This is a genomic window from Ruegeria sp. AB5 (assembly GCF_056542645.1).
On the sequence record NZ_JBQGAE010000004.1, the window covers coordinates 126,220 to 141,852 of the forward strand.

14 protein-coding genes are annotated in these 15,633 nt (G+C 58.7%); 9 read left to right on the forward strand and 5 right to left on the reverse strand.

Translation table 11 applies throughout. From position 1 onward, the window contains the following. The first annotated feature begins 3 nt into the window (after window positions 1–3). Window positions 4–3,045 (forward strand): efflux RND transporter permease subunit, encoded by a 3,042-nt coding sequence (locus ACR0L4_RS09845; RefSeq protein WP_480512571.1) that lies wholly within the window; start codon window positions 4–6, stop codon window positions 3,043–3,045. A gap of 55 nt (window positions 3,046–3,100) precedes the next feature. Here ACR0L4_RS09845 and carB read toward each other — a convergent pair whose 3' ends face one another. Next, on the reverse strand, window positions 3,101–6,445 hold the full coding sequence (gene carB, locus ACR0L4_RS09850) for a carbamoyl-phosphate synthase large subunit (protein WP_480512573.1): 3,345 nt from the start codon (window positions 6,443–6,445) through the stop codon (window positions 3,101–3,103). A gap of 177 nt (window positions 6,446–6,622) precedes the next feature. Between carB and ACR0L4_RS09855 the strand changes: the two genes are divergently transcribed. From ACR0L4_RS09855 to aspS, 4 genes are all read left to right on the forward strand, one after another. Then, window positions 6,623–7,750: an aminodeoxychorismate synthase component I gene (locus ACR0L4_RS09855; protein WP_480512811.1), complete on the forward strand. Its 1,128-nt coding sequence runs from the start codon at window positions 6,623–6,625 to the stop codon at window positions 7,748–7,750. Further along, window positions 7,705–8,352, forward strand: a complete 648-nt coding sequence (locus ACR0L4_RS09860; RefSeq protein ID WP_480512575.1) for an aminotransferase class IV family protein — start codon at window positions 7,705–7,707, stop codon at window positions 8,350–8,352. The genes ACR0L4_RS09855 and ACR0L4_RS09860 overlap by 46 nt, the downstream gene beginning before the upstream one ends. Window positions 8,353–8,366: 14 nt before the next feature. Continuing rightward, window positions 8,367–9,020: a CPBP family intramembrane glutamic endopeptidase gene (locus ACR0L4_RS09865; protein WP_480512578.1), complete on the forward strand. Its 654-nt coding sequence runs from the start codon at window positions 8,367–8,369 to the stop codon at window positions 9,018–9,020. Between the two features lie 79 nt (window positions 9,021–9,099). Further along, complete coding sequence (gene aspS / locus ACR0L4_RS09870; protein ID WP_480512580.1) at window positions 9,100–10,875, forward strand: aspartate--tRNA ligase; 1,776 nt, start codon at window positions 9,100–9,102, stop codon at window positions 10,873–10,875. A 240-nt stretch (window positions 10,876–11,115) separates the two neighbouring features. On the opposite strand, the gene ACR0L4_RS09875 is transcribed toward aspS, so the two are convergent. Next, window positions 11,116–11,832 carry a response regulator gene (locus ACR0L4_RS09875; RefSeq protein ID WP_480512582.1) on the reverse strand — a complete coding sequence of 239 codons (717 nt, stop codon included), beginning with the start codon at window positions 11,830–11,832 and terminating at the stop codon, window positions 11,116–11,118. Between the two features lie 135 nt (window positions 11,833–11,967). On the opposite strand from ACR0L4_RS09875, the gene mce reads away from it, so the two are divergent. Together mce and ACR0L4_RS09885 are read left to right on the forward strand one after the other, a co-directional pair. Next, a complete protein-coding gene (mce, locus tag ACR0L4_RS09880; protein WP_170750399.1) occupies window positions 11,968–12,372 on the forward strand; it encodes a methylmalonyl-CoA epimerase in 405 nt (134 codons plus the stop codon). Between the two features lie 21 nt (window positions 12,373–12,393). Further along, complete coding sequence (locus ACR0L4_RS09885; RefSeq protein WP_170452611.1) at window positions 12,394–12,666, forward strand: DUF1467 family protein; 273 nt, start codon at window positions 12,394–12,396, stop codon at window positions 12,664–12,666. A gap of 3 nt (window positions 12,667–12,669) precedes the next feature. Here the strand turns inward: ACR0L4_RS09885 and ACR0L4_RS09890 are convergent, their stop codons facing one another. The 3 genes from ACR0L4_RS09890 to ACR0L4_RS09900 form a co-directional block, all read right to left on the reverse strand. Continuing rightward, window positions 12,670–13,368, reverse strand: a complete 699-nt coding sequence (locus ACR0L4_RS09890; protein ID WP_480512584.1) for an EI24 domain-containing protein — start codon at window positions 13,366–13,368, stop codon at window positions 12,670–12,672. Continuing rightward, window positions 13,365–13,943 (reverse strand): nitroreductase family protein, encoded by a 579-nt coding sequence (locus ACR0L4_RS09895; protein WP_480512586.1) that lies wholly within the window; start codon window positions 13,941–13,943, stop codon window positions 13,365–13,367. Before ACR0L4_RS09895 ends, ACR0L4_RS09890 begins: the two co-directional genes overlap by 4 nt. Before the next feature lie 202 nt (window positions 13,944–14,145). Continuing rightward, on the reverse strand, window positions 14,146–14,394 hold the full coding sequence (locus ACR0L4_RS09900; RefSeq protein WP_170750686.1) for a hypothetical protein: 249 nt from the start codon (window positions 14,392–14,394) through the stop codon (window positions 14,146–14,148). A 120-nt stretch (window positions 14,395–14,514) separates the two neighbouring features. Between ACR0L4_RS09900 and ACR0L4_RS09905 the strand changes: the two genes are divergently transcribed. Both ACR0L4_RS09905 and ACR0L4_RS09910 read left to right on the forward strand, forming a co-directional pair. Beyond that, entirely contained in the window at window positions 14,515–15,216 is a 702-nt protein-coding gene (locus tag ACR0L4_RS09905) for a M48 family metallopeptidase (RefSeq protein WP_480512588.1), read from the forward strand. After that, complete coding sequence (locus ACR0L4_RS09910) at window positions 15,213–15,581, forward strand: YigZ family protein (protein WP_480512590.1); 369 nt, start codon at window positions 15,213–15,215, stop codon at window positions 15,579–15,581. Before ACR0L4_RS09905 ends, ACR0L4_RS09910 begins: the two co-directional genes overlap by 4 nt. The last annotated feature ends 52 nt before the right edge of the window (window positions 15,582–15,633 follow it).

Below are 15,633 nucleotides of genomic sequence, written 5' to 3' on the forward strand. Positions count from 1 at the left end.
TCGATGAGAATTGCGCGCGCATCTATCGACCGGCCACTCTATACATGGCTGATCATCCTCATAGCGCTGTTCGGTGGCATCTGGGGCTTCCTTTCGCTGGGGCGTTTGGAAGATCCTGCGTTTACAATCAAAAACGCCGTCATTGTCACGCAATACCCCGGCGCAACCGCTGAACAAGTGGCGCTGGAGGTGTCCGAGCCGCTTGAATCCGCGATCCAGCAAATGGGTGAGGTGGACACGATCACCTCGCTGAACCAGCCTGGCCAATCTCTTATCGAGGTCGAGATCAAATCCACCTATGACGGGACCGAATTGCCCGATATCTGGACACGCCTGCGGGCCAAGGTGCGCGATGCCGCGCGGGGCTTGCCGTCAGGTGTAAACCAGCCGTTCGTGAATGACGGGTTTGGTGACGTGTTTGGTCTGTTCTATGCGGTCACCGCCCAAGGGTTCTCGGACGCAGAGAAACATGAACTGGCAACATTCCTGCGGCGCGAGCTGCTGACGGTGGACGGCGTCGCGGATGTCGAGGTTCAGGGCCTGCCGCAAGAGGCAATTTTCATCGAACCCGATCTGGCCATCTCGGTGAACCAGAACGTGCCGTTTCAGGCAATCAACGAAGCCATCGCCAACGCGGATTCGGTCAATTCGTCGGGGTCGGTACGCTCGGAGAACGACCGCACAACCATTCTGACGGCCGAAGGCTCGGACAGTGTGTCCGCGATTGCGGGGCTCTCGGTCGGGTCGCAAGGGCAGGTGATCAACCTGTTCGACATGTCCAATGTCTATCGCGCCCGCCAGACCGACCCCGATATCGTGATCCGGTTCGACGGTGTCGAAGCCTTCACGTTGGGTGTTGCCGGATTGGCAGCCGAGAACATTGTCGAAGTGGGCAAACGCGCCGATGCGAAATTCGTCGAACTGGACGCGCAAATTCCCTTTGGCGTCGAAATTCTGCCCATCTACCAGCAGCATGTGGTGGTCGAGCAAGCGTCGAACGATTTCCTCGTGAACCTCGCCATGTCGGTGACCATCGTGGTTGCGGTTCTGGGCATCTTCATGGGTTGGCGGGCGGCTATCGTGGTCGGATCGACCCTGTTGCTGACCGTTGTCGGCACGCTGCTGTTCATGGCGCTGTTCTCGATCGAGATGGAACGTATCTCACTCGGGGCCCTGATCATCGCGATGGGGATGCTGGTGGACAACGCGATCGTGGTGGCCGAAGGGATGCAGATCGCGATGCTGCGGGGCAAATCCTCGCGTGATGCGGCGGATGAGGTCGCATCGAAAACGCAGATCCCGCTGCTTGGGGCGACGGTTATCGGGATCATGGCCTTTGCTGGTATCGGCCTCAGCCCCGATGCAACCGGAGAATTCCTGTTTTCGCTCTTTGCTGTCATCGGTATCTCATTGCTGTTGAGCTGGGTTCTTGCCATCACGGTGACACCGATGCTGGGGCACTACTTCTTCAAGCAGGGTAAAGAAGGCGAAGTGGACGCGTATGGCGGCATTCTGTTTCGTGTCTACGGCGCGATCCTGCGCTGGGCCTTGCGGTTCCGTTGGCTTGTTGTTGCGATTTTGGTCGGGGTCACTGTGGCTTGCTATGCGGGCTTTGGCCTGATGAAGCAGCAGTTTTTCCCGGACTCGAATACGCCGTTGTTCTTCGTGCACTACAAATTGCCGCAGGGCACGCCCATCGCCCGAACTGCGCAGGATATGGCCGTGTTCGAAGATTGGTTGGCGGCCCGCGAAGACGTGGTCTCGGTCACTACGTTCGTGGGTCAGGGTGCGACCCGGTTCATGCTGACCTACTCGGCTGAGGATCCGAATCCGAGCTATGGTCACATGATCATCCGGACCGAGACTCTGGATGACATCCCAATGCTGCAGGCCGAACTTGAAGCCTTTGGCTCAATGCAGTTCCCCGAAGGTGAATTCCGCACCAAACGGCTGGTCTTTGGCCCGGGCGGCGGCGACCCGATCCAGGCTCGTTTCTCTGGGAGCGATCCGGCAGTCTTGCGGCAGTTGGCGGACGAAGCGGTGCAGCGCATGGCTGCGGCCTCTGCGAATGCGTTGAACATTCATCATGACTGGCGCGAAAAAGAGCTGGCAGTGCAGCCGATCTATGCCACTGAGCGGGCACAGACAGCGGGTGTTGCGCGCGAGGATATTGCGGCGACGCTGCAGTTTTCGACGGACGGCATCACCGGAGGCGTTCTGCGTGAGCGCGACCGCCTGATTCCGATCATCCTGCGCCGCCCGGCGGATGATGATTACTCGATTGTCGATCAGGTTGTGTATTCGGATCAGTCCGAAAGATTCGTGCCCATCGAGCAGATGGTCGACGGGTTCGAATACCAATTGCTCAATACTCAGGTCCATCGTCGCAACCGGGTGCTGACGATCACCGTTGGCGCCGATATCCCGCCGGATCTGACAGCGGCTCAGGTGCATTCCGAGGTGCGCGCGGCCATTGAAGCGATGGAGCTGCCGCCGGGCTACCGGATGGAATGGGGTGGTGAATTCGAGAACTCGCGCGATGCGCAGGAAAGCTTGGGCAAGCAGTTGCCGCTGAGCTTGCTGATCATGGTATTGATCTCGGTCCTGCTGTTCAACGCGATCCGCCAGCCGATCATCATCTGGCTGCTTGTCCCGATGTCGGTCAACGGCGTGGTGATTGGCCTGTTGGGCACGGGTTTGCCCTTTACCTTCACGGCGCTTTTGGGGCTGCTGAGCCTTTCGGGGATGCTGATCAAGAACGGCATTGTTCTGGTCGAAGAGATCGATCTGGTCCGGGCAACAGGCAAACCGTTGCAAGAGGCGATCATCGAAGCTTCGGTTTCGCGCCTGCGCCCAGTAATGCTGGCGGCGATCACGACCATTCTTGGTATGGCTCCGCTGCTGACGGATGCGTTCTTTGTCTCGATGGCCGTGACCATCATGGGGGGACTGGCGTTTGCGACCGTGTTGACGATGGTTGCTGCGCCGGTGTTCTATCTGTTGTTTTTCAAACGAGATGAAAGACGGCAGGCGGTTGCTGCCTAAATGAAAAACCCCCGGTCCGTGACCGGGGGTTTTGCTCTTTTCCCTGGGCTTTGGATCAGCCCTGAAGCGATTTTACGTCGACATCTTCTCCAGCCTGCGCCTTGATCGCAAGCGCTGCGGCGTAGCTGGCGGCCGCCGTGGTGTAGTAGGGGATCTTGTCGTACAGCGCGATTGAGCGGATGGATTTGCTGTCTTCCACCGCCTGCGCCCCTTCGGTCGAGTTCATGACCAACTGAACGCCACCGTCTTTCATCAAGTCGGTTACGTCGGGACGACCCTCATAGACCTTGTTGACCACGCCGCACGGTACTCCGTTGGTGTCCAGCCAGCTTTGGGTGCCTCGTGTCGCCACAAGGGAAAAGCCCTGGCTGACCAGAACGCGCGCGGCGTCCAGCATATCCGACCCTTTGTCGCCGTCCTTGATCGAAAGGAAAGCGCAGCCCGATGACGGCAATACCATACCAGCGCCCATCTGTGCCTTTAGGAAGGCACGGGGAAAGTCGCGGTCCCAGCCCATGACCTCACCGGTCGAGCGCATTTCTGGGCCAAGAATGGTGTCAACGCCGGGGAAGCGGGCAAAGGGTAGAACGGCCTCTTTCACCGAGAACCAGGGCATGTCCGGATCGGCCAGCGTCATCTGGTCCGCGATCTTGGTGTCGTCGACGGTCTTGTAGGGCGGGCGTTTCGGAAAATCGGCCAGTTTTTCACCGGCCATCACACGCGCGGCGATGGATGCAATGGCGCTGTCGGTGGCTTTGGCCACGAAGGGGACGGTCCGCGATGCGCGCGGGTTCACCTCGATCAGGTAAATCTCATCGTCCTTGATCGCGAACTGGACGTTCATCAGGCCGACAACGTTCAGCGCCTTGGCCAGTTTGTAGGCCTGATCCTTGATCTGTTCGAGAATCTCTTTCGACAAAGAATAGGGTGGCAGCGAACAGGCTGAATCGCCGGAATGGACACCTGCTTCTTCGATGTGCTGCATGATACCCGCAACATGAACGTCGGTGCCGTCACACAGCGCGTCGACATCCAGTTCCACCGCACCGGCCAGATAGCTGTCGAGCAGTACGGGACTGTCGCCGGAAACCACCACGGCCTCGTTGATGTAACGCCGCAGCTGATCCATATCTCGTACGATTTCCATCGCGCGACCGCCCAAGACATACGAGGGGCGGATGACCAGCGGAAAGCCGATCTCTTCTGCAATTTCCAACGCCTGTTCATCGGTCGAAGCAATACCGTTCTTGGGCTGTTTCAGACCCAGATCATTGACCAGTGCCTGGAACCGTTCACGGTCTTCGGCGAGGTCGATGGCGTCAGGTGTGGTGCCGAGGATTGGAATGCCTTCTTCTTCCAGCGCGTTGGCCAGTTTCAGCGGGGTCTGGCCGCCGAACTGAACGATCACACCGTGCAGCGTGCCGTTTTCCTGTTCCTTGGTCAGGATTTCCATCACATGTTCGAAAGTCAGCGGCTCGAAATACAGGCGGTCCGAGGTGTCATAGTCGGTGCTAACCGTCTCGGGGTTGCAGTTGACCATGATGGTCTCATAGCCCGCATCTGTCAGTGCGAAACAGGCGTGGCAGCAGCAATAGTCGAACTCGATCCCCTGACCGATCCGGTTGGGGCCTCCGCCCAGGATGACGACTTTCTTGCGGTCGCTTGGGCGGGCTTCGCATTCGACTTCCCCCATCATCGGGGCCTCATAGGTCGAATACATATAGGGCGTCTGCGCCTCAAACTCGGCTGCGCAGGTGTCGATGCGTTTGAACACGGCAGAAACGCCCAGATTGCGGCGGGCGCGGCGGACATTGTCTTCGTCACGACCGGTCAGATTGCCCAGACGCGCATCGGTAAAGCCAAGCATCTTCAGCTTGCGAATGCCGTCCTCGGTCATCGGCAGGCCGTCTCTGCGCACCGTGCGCTCAGCTGCGATGATCTCGCGGATGCGGGCCAGGAACCACGGGTCGAACTTGGTGACGCCGAAGATCTCATCATCGGTCAAGCCATGGCGCATGGCCTGTGCGATGGTGCGCAGGCGATCAGGCGTTTGTTGGCTGATCGCCTTGATCACGGCGGCCTTGTCGTCGGCCTCGTCCCAGACACCCACGTTCAGGCCGGGGATTTCGATCTCGTCAAAGCCGGTCAGACCGGATTCCATCGAGGCAAGCGCCTTTTGCATCGATTCGTGGATGGTGCGGCCGATGGACATTGCCTCACCCACCGATTTCATCGCGGTGGTCAGGTAGGGCTCTGAGCCGGGGAATTTCTCGAACGCGAATTTCGGAATTTTTGTCACGACATAGTCGATGGTCGGCTCGAAGGACGCGGGCGTGACCTTGGTGATGTCGTTGTCCAGCTCGTCCAGCGTGTATCCCACGGCCAGCTTTGCGGCGATCTTGGCAATCGGGAATCCGGTCGCCTTGGAGGCCAGCGCCGAGGATCGCGACACCCGGGGGTTCATCTCGATCACAACCATGCGGCCATCGTCGGGGTTGATCGCCCACTGGACGTTGGACCCGCCGGTCTCGACCCCGATCTCGCGCAGAACGGCGATCGAGCCATTGCGCATGATCTGGTATTCCTTGTCGGTCAGCGTCAGTGCAGGGGCCACGGTGATCGAGTCACCGGTGTGCACGCCCATTGGATCGATGTTTTCAATGGAACAGACGATGATGGCATTGTCGGCAGTGTCGCGGACCACCTCCATCTCGTATTCTTTCCAGCCCAGCAAAGATTCATCGACGAGGATCTGGTTCACAGGCGAGGCATCCATGCCCGAGCGGCAGAAATGGATATAATCCTCACGGTTATACGCCACACCGCCCCCGGTGCCGCCGAGTGTAAAGGCGGGGCGGATAATGGCGGGCAGGCCGATTTCTTCCAACTCGTCCAATGCGAATTGGATACCCGCATCCAGATCGGCGCTGCCGTCTTCCTTGCGCGGCGCGGTCACGATTGTGGCCTTGGGGTTTTCCAGGCCCAGCCGATCCATCGCCTCGCGGAACAGCTTGCGGTCTTCGGCCATTTCGATGGCGTCGCGCTTGGCACCGATCATCTCGACACCAAACTCTTCCAGCACGCCCATTTCTTCCAGCGCCAGCGAAGTGTTCAGGCCGGTTTGCCCGCCCATGGTGGGCAGCAGGGCGTCGGGGCGTTCTTTCTCGATGATCTTTGCGACGACTTCGGGCGTGATCGGCTCAATATAGGTGGCATCGGCCAGTCCGGGGTCAGTCATGATCGTCGCGGGGTTCGAGTTCACCAGAATGACCCGATACCCTTCTTCCCGCAGTGCCTTACAGGCCTGAGCCCCCGAATAGTCGAATTCACAGGCCTGACCGATAACAATGGGACCCGCCCCGATGATCATGATCGACTGGATGTCGGTTCTTCTCGGCATGGCCCTGTTCCTTTGATTGTCCGCGAGTCAGGGCACCGCCCCAGCGCCCAAATTGTCCTGCGTTATAGGGACCGCGCGAAAAGGTGCAAGAGGTATCGGAAACAGGGGCGAAATTGCCGCTTTCCCCCCCTTCCCTTGGCAGCGTATTCTCTATATCGCGCAGCACGGCTTATGAGGATGCACTTGCGAATTCGTTTCGATCAGGGACCTGCCGGTCCGGGGACCCGGTTTGACCGGCCCTCCGACATCATCCGTGCGGATACCGCGGATGAGGTGCCCGCGGCGTTGGCGGCCTTGGATGAGGCGCGCGCAGCGGGGAGGTGGTTGGCAGGGTATGCCAGTTACGAGATGGGGTATACGCTGGAGCCACGCCTGCTGCCGCGCCTGCCAGATGACCGAAAACTGCCGCTGCTATGCTTTGGTGTTTATGACGCGCCCGATCAATTTGAATTGCCCAAGGCGTCGGGCGGTGTGACCGTGTTTCAACCACGTTGGGATGAAGTGCGATACAGTCAGGCGTTCAAGGTCGTGCACGATGCCATCGGGGCCGGGGACATCTATCAGGCCAATCTGACTTTCCCGATTGATCTGGCTGTCGACTGTGACAGCGCATCGCTCTATGCCGCTCTGACTTCGGGCCAGCTCGTGGGGCATGGCTCCTTGGTTCAACAGGACGGGTTGCCGGACCTGCTCAGTCGCTCGCCCGAGCTGTTTTTCCGCACAGATGAGACCGGGCGTATTGAAACCCGTCCCATGAAAGGCACCCAGCCCCGCAGCGAGGATATGGCCGAAGACGCCCGACGGCGCAATTTCCTGTCAGGGGATGACAAAAACCGGGCCGAAAACCTGATGATCGTTGACTTGTTGCGCAACGATATCAGCCGCGTAGCCCTGCCCGGATCGGTCCATGTTCCCGAGCTGTTCAAGGTCGAAACCTATGCCACGGTGCATCAGATGGTCTCGCTTGTGCGGGCGCGGTTGCAGGTTGGTGCCGGTCTGTCGGATATTCTGAACGCACTGTTCCCCTGCGGGTCCATCACCGGCGCGCCCAAAATCCGCGCGATGGAGATTCTGTCCGAGCTGGAACCGTGGGCGCGCGACATCTATTGCGGCACCATTGGATGGGCAGCCCCTGACGGGCGGTCCGAGTTCAACGTGGCCATTCGCACACTGATGGTTGAGGGGCACACGGCCACACTGAATGTGGGCGGCGGCGTCGTCTGGGACAGCACAGCCCCATCGGAATATGAGGAAGCGCTATGGAAAGCCCGCTTTGCCCACCAGCTGAGCCTGACTTCCGCCTGATCGAAACGCTGGGCTACAGGCCGGGGCAGGGGTTTGTTCGGAGGAGCAGGCATTTGAACCGTATGTCGCGCACCGCCAGTGCATTGGCGCTGCGCTTTGATCCGGCTGTGGCAGCAGAGGTTCTGTCTGAGATAACCGGTGACGTCCCGCTGCGCTGCCGCCTGACAATGGATGTCCTTGGCCGGTTCGATCTCTCCACTGCTCCGCTAGTCGACAATCCGCCTTTCTGGCGGTTGGGGATCTCGGAGACCTGTCTGACCTCGGATGATGTTTGGCTGCGCCACAAAACCACCCGACGGCACGTCTATGACACCGCGCGCGCCGCGATGCCCAAGGGGATTGACGAGGTGTTGTTCATGAACGAACGGGGCGAACTGTGCGAGGGGTCAATCACCAATCTGTTTATTGAAACTCAGGACGGACGACGGCTTACGCCTCCTGTGTCATGTGGTCTTCTTCCTGGAATTTTGCGTGAAGTACTGCTGGAGAGGGACGACTATGCCGAGGCGGTTCTGAGTGTGAAAGATATACGAGATGCACAAGCCGTTTACATGGGCAATGCGTTGCGTGGCTTGATCCCGGTGGAGTTGGCATTCCTTTGAGCAGAAAAGGCACGATGACCAGCCCTTTGGTTGCGACGGCGCGATTGCGGTTTGAATTTGGCCTGTTTTTTCTTGCCGTCCCGCTGATGATCGCCGTGTTTTTCCCACCCAATTGGATGTTTCCGGCCCTCTTCGCGTTTACCGGCCTGGGGATTGTTCTGCTGCACGCAACACCCGGCTTCCAGTGGGCGGAACTACGCTACGATTGGGCAAACTGGTCGCTGCGTGAACTCGCCTTGTTTGCGATTGTGACGGTGGTATCTTGCACCACGCTGATCTATCTCACCCGACCAGACGCCGCCTTTTTCCTGCTGCGATACAGACCCGAGATGCTGGCTTTCATTTGGATCGGCTATCCGCTTTTGTCGGCACTACCGCAAGAGCTGCTGTTTCGCCCGCTATTTTATCGCCGATACCACGACATTCTGCCTGACGGGCGCAGGGCTGATCTGTTGAATGCTGCCGTCTTTTCCTTTGCTCACCTGATGTATTGGAGCTGGATCGTCGCCGTTATGACCTTTGTCGGCGGGTTGCTGTTCAGCTGGGCCTATCGCAAACGGGGCTCGTTCTTTTACGCGGTTCTGTTGCACGCGATTGCAGGGAACATCATCTTTGCCGTGGGTCTGGGCGTGTATTTCTATTCCGGCAACGTTCAAAGGCCGTTTTGACGACGCGACCTGCCTTGACTTTCCAAGCCTGACAGGGTGTATCGGCGCGACGAATTCTGCGCCCGAAGGGATATTATCCATGCACGCCTATCGCAGCCACACCTGCGCCGCTCTGACCGCCGCAAATGTCGGTGAAACCGTTCGCCTGTCTGGCTGGGTGCATCGTGTCCGAGATCACGGCGGGGTTCTGTTCATCGACCTGCGCGACCATTTCGGCGTCACGCAGGTTCTGTGCGACGGCGACAGTGCGGCCTTTGCCGAGCTGGAAAAGGTCCGCTCGGAATGGTGTATCCGCATCGACGGTACGGTCAAGGCGCGCGCCGCTGATCTGGTGAACCCGAAATTGCCCACCGGCGAGATCGAGGTTTATGTGCGCGAGTTGGAAGTGCTGGGCGCCGCGGATGAGCTGCCGCTGATGGTGTTCGGTGATCAGGAATACCCCGAGGAAACGCGCCTGCGCTATCGCTATCTGGACCTGCGCCGTGAGGTGATGCAGCAGAACATGGCTCTGCGCTCGGACGTTGTGGCCTCGATGCGCCGCCGGATGTGGGATCAGGGCTTCCGCGAATATCAGACGCCGATCATCACCGCATCGTCGCCCGAAGGCGCCCGCGATTTTCTGGTGCCGTCGCGCCTGCACCCTGGCAAGTTCTATGCGTTGCCGCAGGCCCCTCAGCAGTTCAAACAGCTGATCATGGTGTCGGGCTTTGACAAATATTTCCAGATCGCGCCCTGTTTCCGTGACGAAGACCCGCGCGCCGACCGCTCGCCCACCGATTTCTACCAGCTTGACCTTGAGATGTCCTTTGTCGAGCAGCAGGACGTGTTCGACACGATCCAGCCGGTTCTGACAGGCGTGTTCGAAGAGTTCGGTGGTGGCCGCAAGGTCGATCAGGACTGGCCGCAGATTTCCTATAAGGACGCGGCCCTTTGGTATGGCAGCGACAAGCCCGACCTGCGGAACCCTATTAAAATGCAAGTGGTCTCCGACCACTTCCGCGGGTCTGGCTTTGCGATTTTCGCAAAGCTGTTGGAGCAGGATGGCACCGAAATCCGCGCTATCCCGGCGCCGACAGGTGGCAGCCGCAAGTTCTGCGACCGCATGAACGCCTTTGCCCAGAAAGAGGGATTGCCCGGCATGGGTTATATCTTCTGGCGTGATCAGGGTGAAGGGATGGAGGCCGCAGGCCCGCTGGCCAAGAACATCGGCCCCGAGCGGACCGAGGCGATCCGTCAGCAGTTGGGTCTGGGCGTTGGCGATGCGGCGTTCTTCCTGGGTGGCAAGCCGAAAACCTTTGAAAAGGTTGCCGGTCGGGCACGTGATGTGATCGGTGATGAGCTTGGTCTGACCGAGAAAGACCGCTTTGCTTTTGCCTGGATCGTCGATTTCCCGATCTACGAACAGGACGAAGAGACCGGCGCGATCGACTTTGAGCACAACCCGTTCTCAATGCCGCAAGGCGGGATGGAAGCGCTGCAGGGGAATCCTCTGGATGTGCGCGGCTATCAATACGATCTGGCCTGTAACGGCTATGAGTTGGTGTCAGGCGCGATCCGGAACCACAAGCCCGAGATCATGCTGAAGGCGTTCGAGTTGGCAGGCTATGGCGCGGATGAGGTCAAATCCCGCTTTGGTGCTCTGTTCAACGCGTTTCACTATGGCGCACCGCCGCATGGTGGCTGTGCTGCTGGTATCGACCGCATCGTGATGTTGCTGGCCGATGAGGCCAATATCCGCGAAGTCATGATGTTCCCGATGAACCAGCGCGCCGAAGACCTGATGATGCAGGCACCTTCTGATCCAAGCTCGGACCAGCTGATGGAGCTGGGCTTGCGGATCATCCCTCAGGAGTGAGTGTCAACCGCCCGTCTCAAGCGGGCGGTTTGCATTTCAGGAATAGTACAATCCGGTCTTGCTCCCCCTTCAACGCGATCCCCGGTGCCGCACAGGCAAAGATACCTCGTGGCAGAGCGCTAGTCCAAAGGGTTCCCGATATCTGCCCGGTTCACCCGAATTGTTCGCGCCGAGGCCCGGGTTTGTCGATACAGCCACCAAAACAAAGCTGTGGCGGCAATGAAGTAGGCGGGCAACACCTTAGATCGCCTCTCTTTGATTCAAACGATCTTGCACGATGCCTGCGACCTGTGCGGCGCGGGCGGTGATCGGTGTCCCCTCTGTTCGGGAGGCAGCCAGATCCTGTGCGGCCTTAACAAGAACCAGATCATCGGCCTCGCGCGCGACGCTACGCAGGAATTGCGCGGCATAGTCGAGGGTGCGGTGGTCATTCGGGCTGGCCAGAACATCGGCGATATGGGCCATGTCATCCTGATAGGCCAAAGGATCCGGGTGAATGACCTCATCCCGGACGGCATGCAGGCCACTGGGGCGACGATCCTCGGGCAACAACTCTAAGATGGTTTTCTGAAAATAAGACATGGATTTTATGGGTTTATCCAGAAACCCGTCGGCCCCGGCCCCTATCGCGTCTTCTTTAGTGCAATCATCACCGGACATCCCCAGGATCGCACCTATGCGCGGTGTGGCCTGTGCCAGTTCCGCAATGAGATCGGCCCCGGACCCGTCAGGCAAGCCCATATCCACTACGATGACGGACGGGCGGTAGATTTGCAGGTGACGTCGGGCCGATTTCAGACAATCTGCTCGCCGAATCCGGGCACCGCTGTGCAAACACATCAGGCGTATGACGTCGCAGGAATACCGGCTGTCTTCGACAACCAGAATGGTCTGTCCCAGCAACGGCCGTGTCGCGGTGGGTGTTGCAATGGTGTTGAATGGTCTCGAATCGTCCATGGCAGCTCTCCTATCCAGCAGTTGAGTCACGCTAGGAACTTCTGGCTAACACAGGGTTAACGGGCGATTTGGCGCACTTGTCCTTTGCCCGATCAGCCCTCATAACCCATGCAACGCAGGACAGAGGAGACTACCATGATTGGACGCCTGAACCACGTCGCCATAGCAGTGCCGGATCTTGAGGCCGCATCCGAACAGTATCGCTCCGCGCTGGGAGCCAAGGTCGGTGCACCGCAGGACGAGCCCGATCACGGCGTGACAGTTGTCTTCATCGAATTGCCCAACACCAAGATTGAACTTCTCTACCCGCTGGGTGAGGACAGTCCGATCAACGGCTTTCTGGAAAAGAACCCGGCCGGAGGCATTCACCACGTGTGCTATGAGGTTGACGACATAATCTCCGCGCGCGACCACCTGAAGGAAACCGGCGCACGTGTTCTGGGCTCGGGGGACCCCAAGATCGGTGCACATGGCAAGCCTGTCCTGTTTTTGCACCCCAAGGATTTCAACGGTTGCCTGGTCGAGCTGGAACAGGTGTAACGGCAGCCCGGAGGGCCTGACATGACTATCACTGCCGCATTGGTGTTGTTCGCCGTCATCTGGTTCCTGACGCTGCTGATTGTCCTTCCGATTCGGATCAAGACTCAGGGCGATCTGGGTGAGATTGTTCCCGGCACCCATGCAGGTGCGCCAGAGGTGCATCACATGAAGAAGAAGATGTGGATTACCACCGGGATATCGATTGTTCTTTGGGCGATCATTGCGGGGATTATCCTGTCGGGCGTGATCTCAGTGCGTGACTTCGACTGGCTGAACCAGTTGGAGCCACGCTGAGTGTCAGGCTTGGACGTCTGACAGTTTGTGGTAGATATGAGTGAACGTGGCGGCCCCGATAATCGGGATGACCAGGTTCACCAGTGGCACCGATAGCGGGATCGCCATCAACGTGCCTGCAACCCAGATGGTGGTTGCGTGTTTGGCCCGAAGCTTGCGCGCACCCTCGCGCCCCAGGCGACGCATCGCCGCCAGGGTGAAGTACTCCCGACCCAGTAGAAACCCGTTCATCGCCCAGAAAATGAAGGGCGCGAACGGCGTGAAGATTACATACAGGATCAAGGCCAGCAGGTTCGCCACGATCAGCACACCCAGAAAACCCAGCCCGTCCTTCACGGCTTCGGAAACGGGTATCTTGGGGGCTGCGGGCAGGGTCGGATAGTGTTTTTCCTCGACCGCCTGTGCAACTTCTTCCAGAAAGATCGAGGTAATGGCCGAGGCGACGGGCACCATCAGAAACACGGGCAGCACCAGCACAAGCAGGATGCCCGAGTAGTTCAGAACATCGTTCAGCCACGATACAGTGCCGATGAAGGGAAGGGCGATTTCGTTCCCGGACAGGGAGTTGATGAACCAGATTGCCCCGGCGCAGGTCACGGTCAGCAACAGGATCGTCAGGCCTATGCCCCGGAACAGGACTGCGCGAAATTTGGGGTCGCCGATTTGGCCCAAAGCCGCGAAGAACGCGTTCAGGATGATCATTCCGAAACCCATTCAGTCAGGGCGGTGACATCCGGGCGAGGGCGCTCGGGCGGCGCGCTGCCTTCGGTCGCGATATGGATCAGACCCGCGATCCTTTCGTTTTCAGCCAGACCGAACGCCTTTTGGCAGAACATGCGATCGTGGGTTTGCCAGCCGGACAACCAGTTGGCCCCCCAACCTGACGCCAACGCCGCATTCAACAGCGCCAGACAGACAGCTCCAGTGGAATAGGTTTGTTCTATGGCAGGGATCTTTTCTGATGCTTTCTGAACCTCGACCACGGCGACAGCCAGTTGTCCCAAATCAAACTGGCTGCGCGCTTTGGCAATGTCGTCAGGGCTTTTGCCCAAGGCCGTGCCACACTCCACTGTCAAGGCGGCCAAACGCGGCATGGCGCCTTTCTCCAGAACGATAAACCGCCAGGGTTCCAGCTTGCCGTGATCGGGGCTGCGGGCTGCGGCGGTCAGCAAAGGCAACAGCTCGTCCCGCGTGGGCACCGGTGCTGTCAGTGTTTTGGCAGGGCGAGATCTGCGCACCTGCAGAAACTCGAGCGCGGCAGGGTTTTTTAGGGACATATGTTAACTTTCTTTACATCGGCACTTGGTATCTTGGCTGCCGATGTCACCAATTCAAGAGGCATAGGGCGGCATCTCTGGATCAATTTCATCCTGATTCCCGTCATGCAAGACGATCTTCACAAAGGACTGATGATGCCCGGATGCAAATCGCCCGACGCGCCGTCAAGCGCGTCTTGCAAAGAAGGGGGTTTGTTTTGGGCTACGAGTCCCGATCCTGCGTTTCGTGCACCTGATACACACCTTCCGGCAAGTCCAGCGCCGCGGCCAAATCACGCACCTGCTCGGGTGAAAGCGTTATCTTCTGAACCTCACCTGTGCGTGGATCGAATTGGTCCAGCGTTACGCATTCCGCGAAACTGTTGATGATCACATCTTCCTGCAGAGGCTTGGCGCCTTCATCTACCAGAGTGATGACTGTCGAGTCGAATTCATGCTCAATCGAAAACATGTTTTCAGACTGCGCTTCAAAGGCGCGCAATGCAACCCATTCAGCGTCGATCTGGCTATGGTCGCCGCTTGATGCGCGCGCTATGCTCGACCGAAGGTCTGGCCGTTCAGAGGAACAGTGATGCATCGATCAATCCTTGTGCTGATTGCGCTGTTTCTGACGGCCTGCGGGGCGGATACGCTGCGCGAGCAGTCGCTTGCCGAATGGGAGGCCTCGGACACCCCTGTGACGGTGGAAACCTTCCACGAAATAAGCCGGGCGGTCGGCGACGAGGCCCGCGCGCAATGTCTGCGCAAAACCGACGGGCAAAAGTGTGATTTCAAGATTCTGGTCGATTTGAACCCAAAAGCTCCGGCCAATGCGTTTCAGACCTTGGACGAAAACCAGCAACCGGTGATCATCTTTACCCGATCGATTATCCAATCGGCGCAAAACGCTGATGAATTGGCATTTGTCATGGGGCACGAAGCGGCGCATCACGTGTTGGGGCATATCGCTCGACAAAATGAAAACGCAAGCGCCAGCGCGGCCAAATTCGGTGATCTGGCGCGGTTGCAAGGGGCCAGTGCCGCCGAGATCGAAGAGGCGCAGAAGCTGGGGGCCAAAGTGGGTGTCCAGGCTTACGTTCAATCCTTCGAACTTGAGGCAGATCGCCTGGGCACGATCATAACGTACAACGCAGGCTACAATCCTTTGATCGGGGCCAAGTATTTCGGCCGTATTCCCGACCCCGGCGACAAGTTTCTAAGCACGCATCCACCCAATGCGCAGCGTGTTCAGATTGTGGAACAAACCGCACGGCAACTTGGCCTGACACCATGACGGATGTGGTGCGGTTGGGCGTTGTCCTGACGGACAGGGGATCAAAATATGCGGTGTCAGGGGCCAACGTAAAAAACCGGTCCGAGATTGATGCAGTGCTCGCGTCCCTTCGCACAGACAAAAGTTATGCCAAGGCCACGCACAACACATGGGCAGCTGTTTTATCTACGGGTGCGTTAAAGGCGGATGACGATGAAAGTGGCGCCGGGATGGTGATCTTGCGCATGATGGAGCGTGCCGGGCTGGACAATCACGTGATCATTGTAACCCGTTGGTACGGTGGCAAGAAACTGGGCGGCGACCGATTTCGCCGTGTTCAGGATGCGACTCGCGCCTATCTGGACCAGATCAGTGCCACTCCTTGACCTGTATCAAGGTCTGTCCGGCGGCGGCTAGATACCATTTCCCTTAGCGCGA

Coding starts and splice junctions, on each gene's coding strand:
- ACR0L4_RS09845 (WP_480512571.1), top strand. CDS start 4: ATGAGAATTGCGCGCGCATCTATCGACCGGCCACTCTATACATGGCTG.
- carB (WP_480512573.1), bottom strand. CDS start 6,445: ATGCCGAGAAGAACCGACATCCAGTCGATCATGATCATCGGGGCGGGT.
- ACR0L4_RS09855 (WP_480512811.1), top strand. CDS start 6,623: ATGCACTTGCGAATTCGTTTCGATCAGGGACCTGCCGGTCCGGGGACC.
- ACR0L4_RS09860 (WP_480512575.1), top strand. CDS start 7,705: ATGGAAAGCCCGCTTTGCCCACCAGCTGAGCCTGACTTCCGCCTGATC.
- ACR0L4_RS09865 (WP_480512578.1), top strand. CDS start 8,367: ATGACCAGCCCTTTGGTTGCGACGGCGCGATTGCGGTTTGAATTTGGC.
- aspS (WP_480512580.1), top strand. CDS start 9,100: ATGCACGCCTATCGCAGCCACACCTGCGCCGCTCTGACCGCCGCAAAT.
- ACR0L4_RS09875 (WP_480512582.1), bottom strand. CDS start 11,832: ATGGACGATTCGAGACCATTCAACACCATTGCAACACCCACCGCGACA.
- mce (WP_170750399.1), top strand. CDS start 11,968: ATGATTGGACGCCTGAACCACGTCGCCATAGCAGTGCCGGATCTTGAG.
- ACR0L4_RS09885 (WP_170452611.1), top strand. CDS start 12,394: ATGACTATCACTGCCGCATTGGTGTTGTTCGCCGTCATCTGGTTCCTG.
- ACR0L4_RS09890 (WP_480512584.1), bottom strand. CDS start 13,368: ATGATCATCCTGAACGCGTTCTTCGCGGCTTTGGGCCAAATCGGCGAC.
- ACR0L4_RS09895 (WP_480512586.1), bottom strand. CDS start 13,943: ATGTCCCTAAAAAACCCTGCCGCGCTCGAGTTTCTGCAGGTGCGCAGA.
- ACR0L4_RS09900 (WP_170750686.1), bottom strand. CDS start 14,394: ATGTTTTCGATTGAGCATGAATTCGACTCGACAGTCATCACTCTGGTA.
- ACR0L4_RS09905 (WP_480512588.1), top strand. CDS start 14,515: ATGCATCGATCAATCCTTGTGCTGATTGCGCTGTTTCTGACGGCCTGC.
- ACR0L4_RS09910 (WP_480512590.1), top strand. CDS start 15,213: ATGACGGATGTGGTGCGGTTGGGCGTTGTCCTGACGGACAGGGGATCA.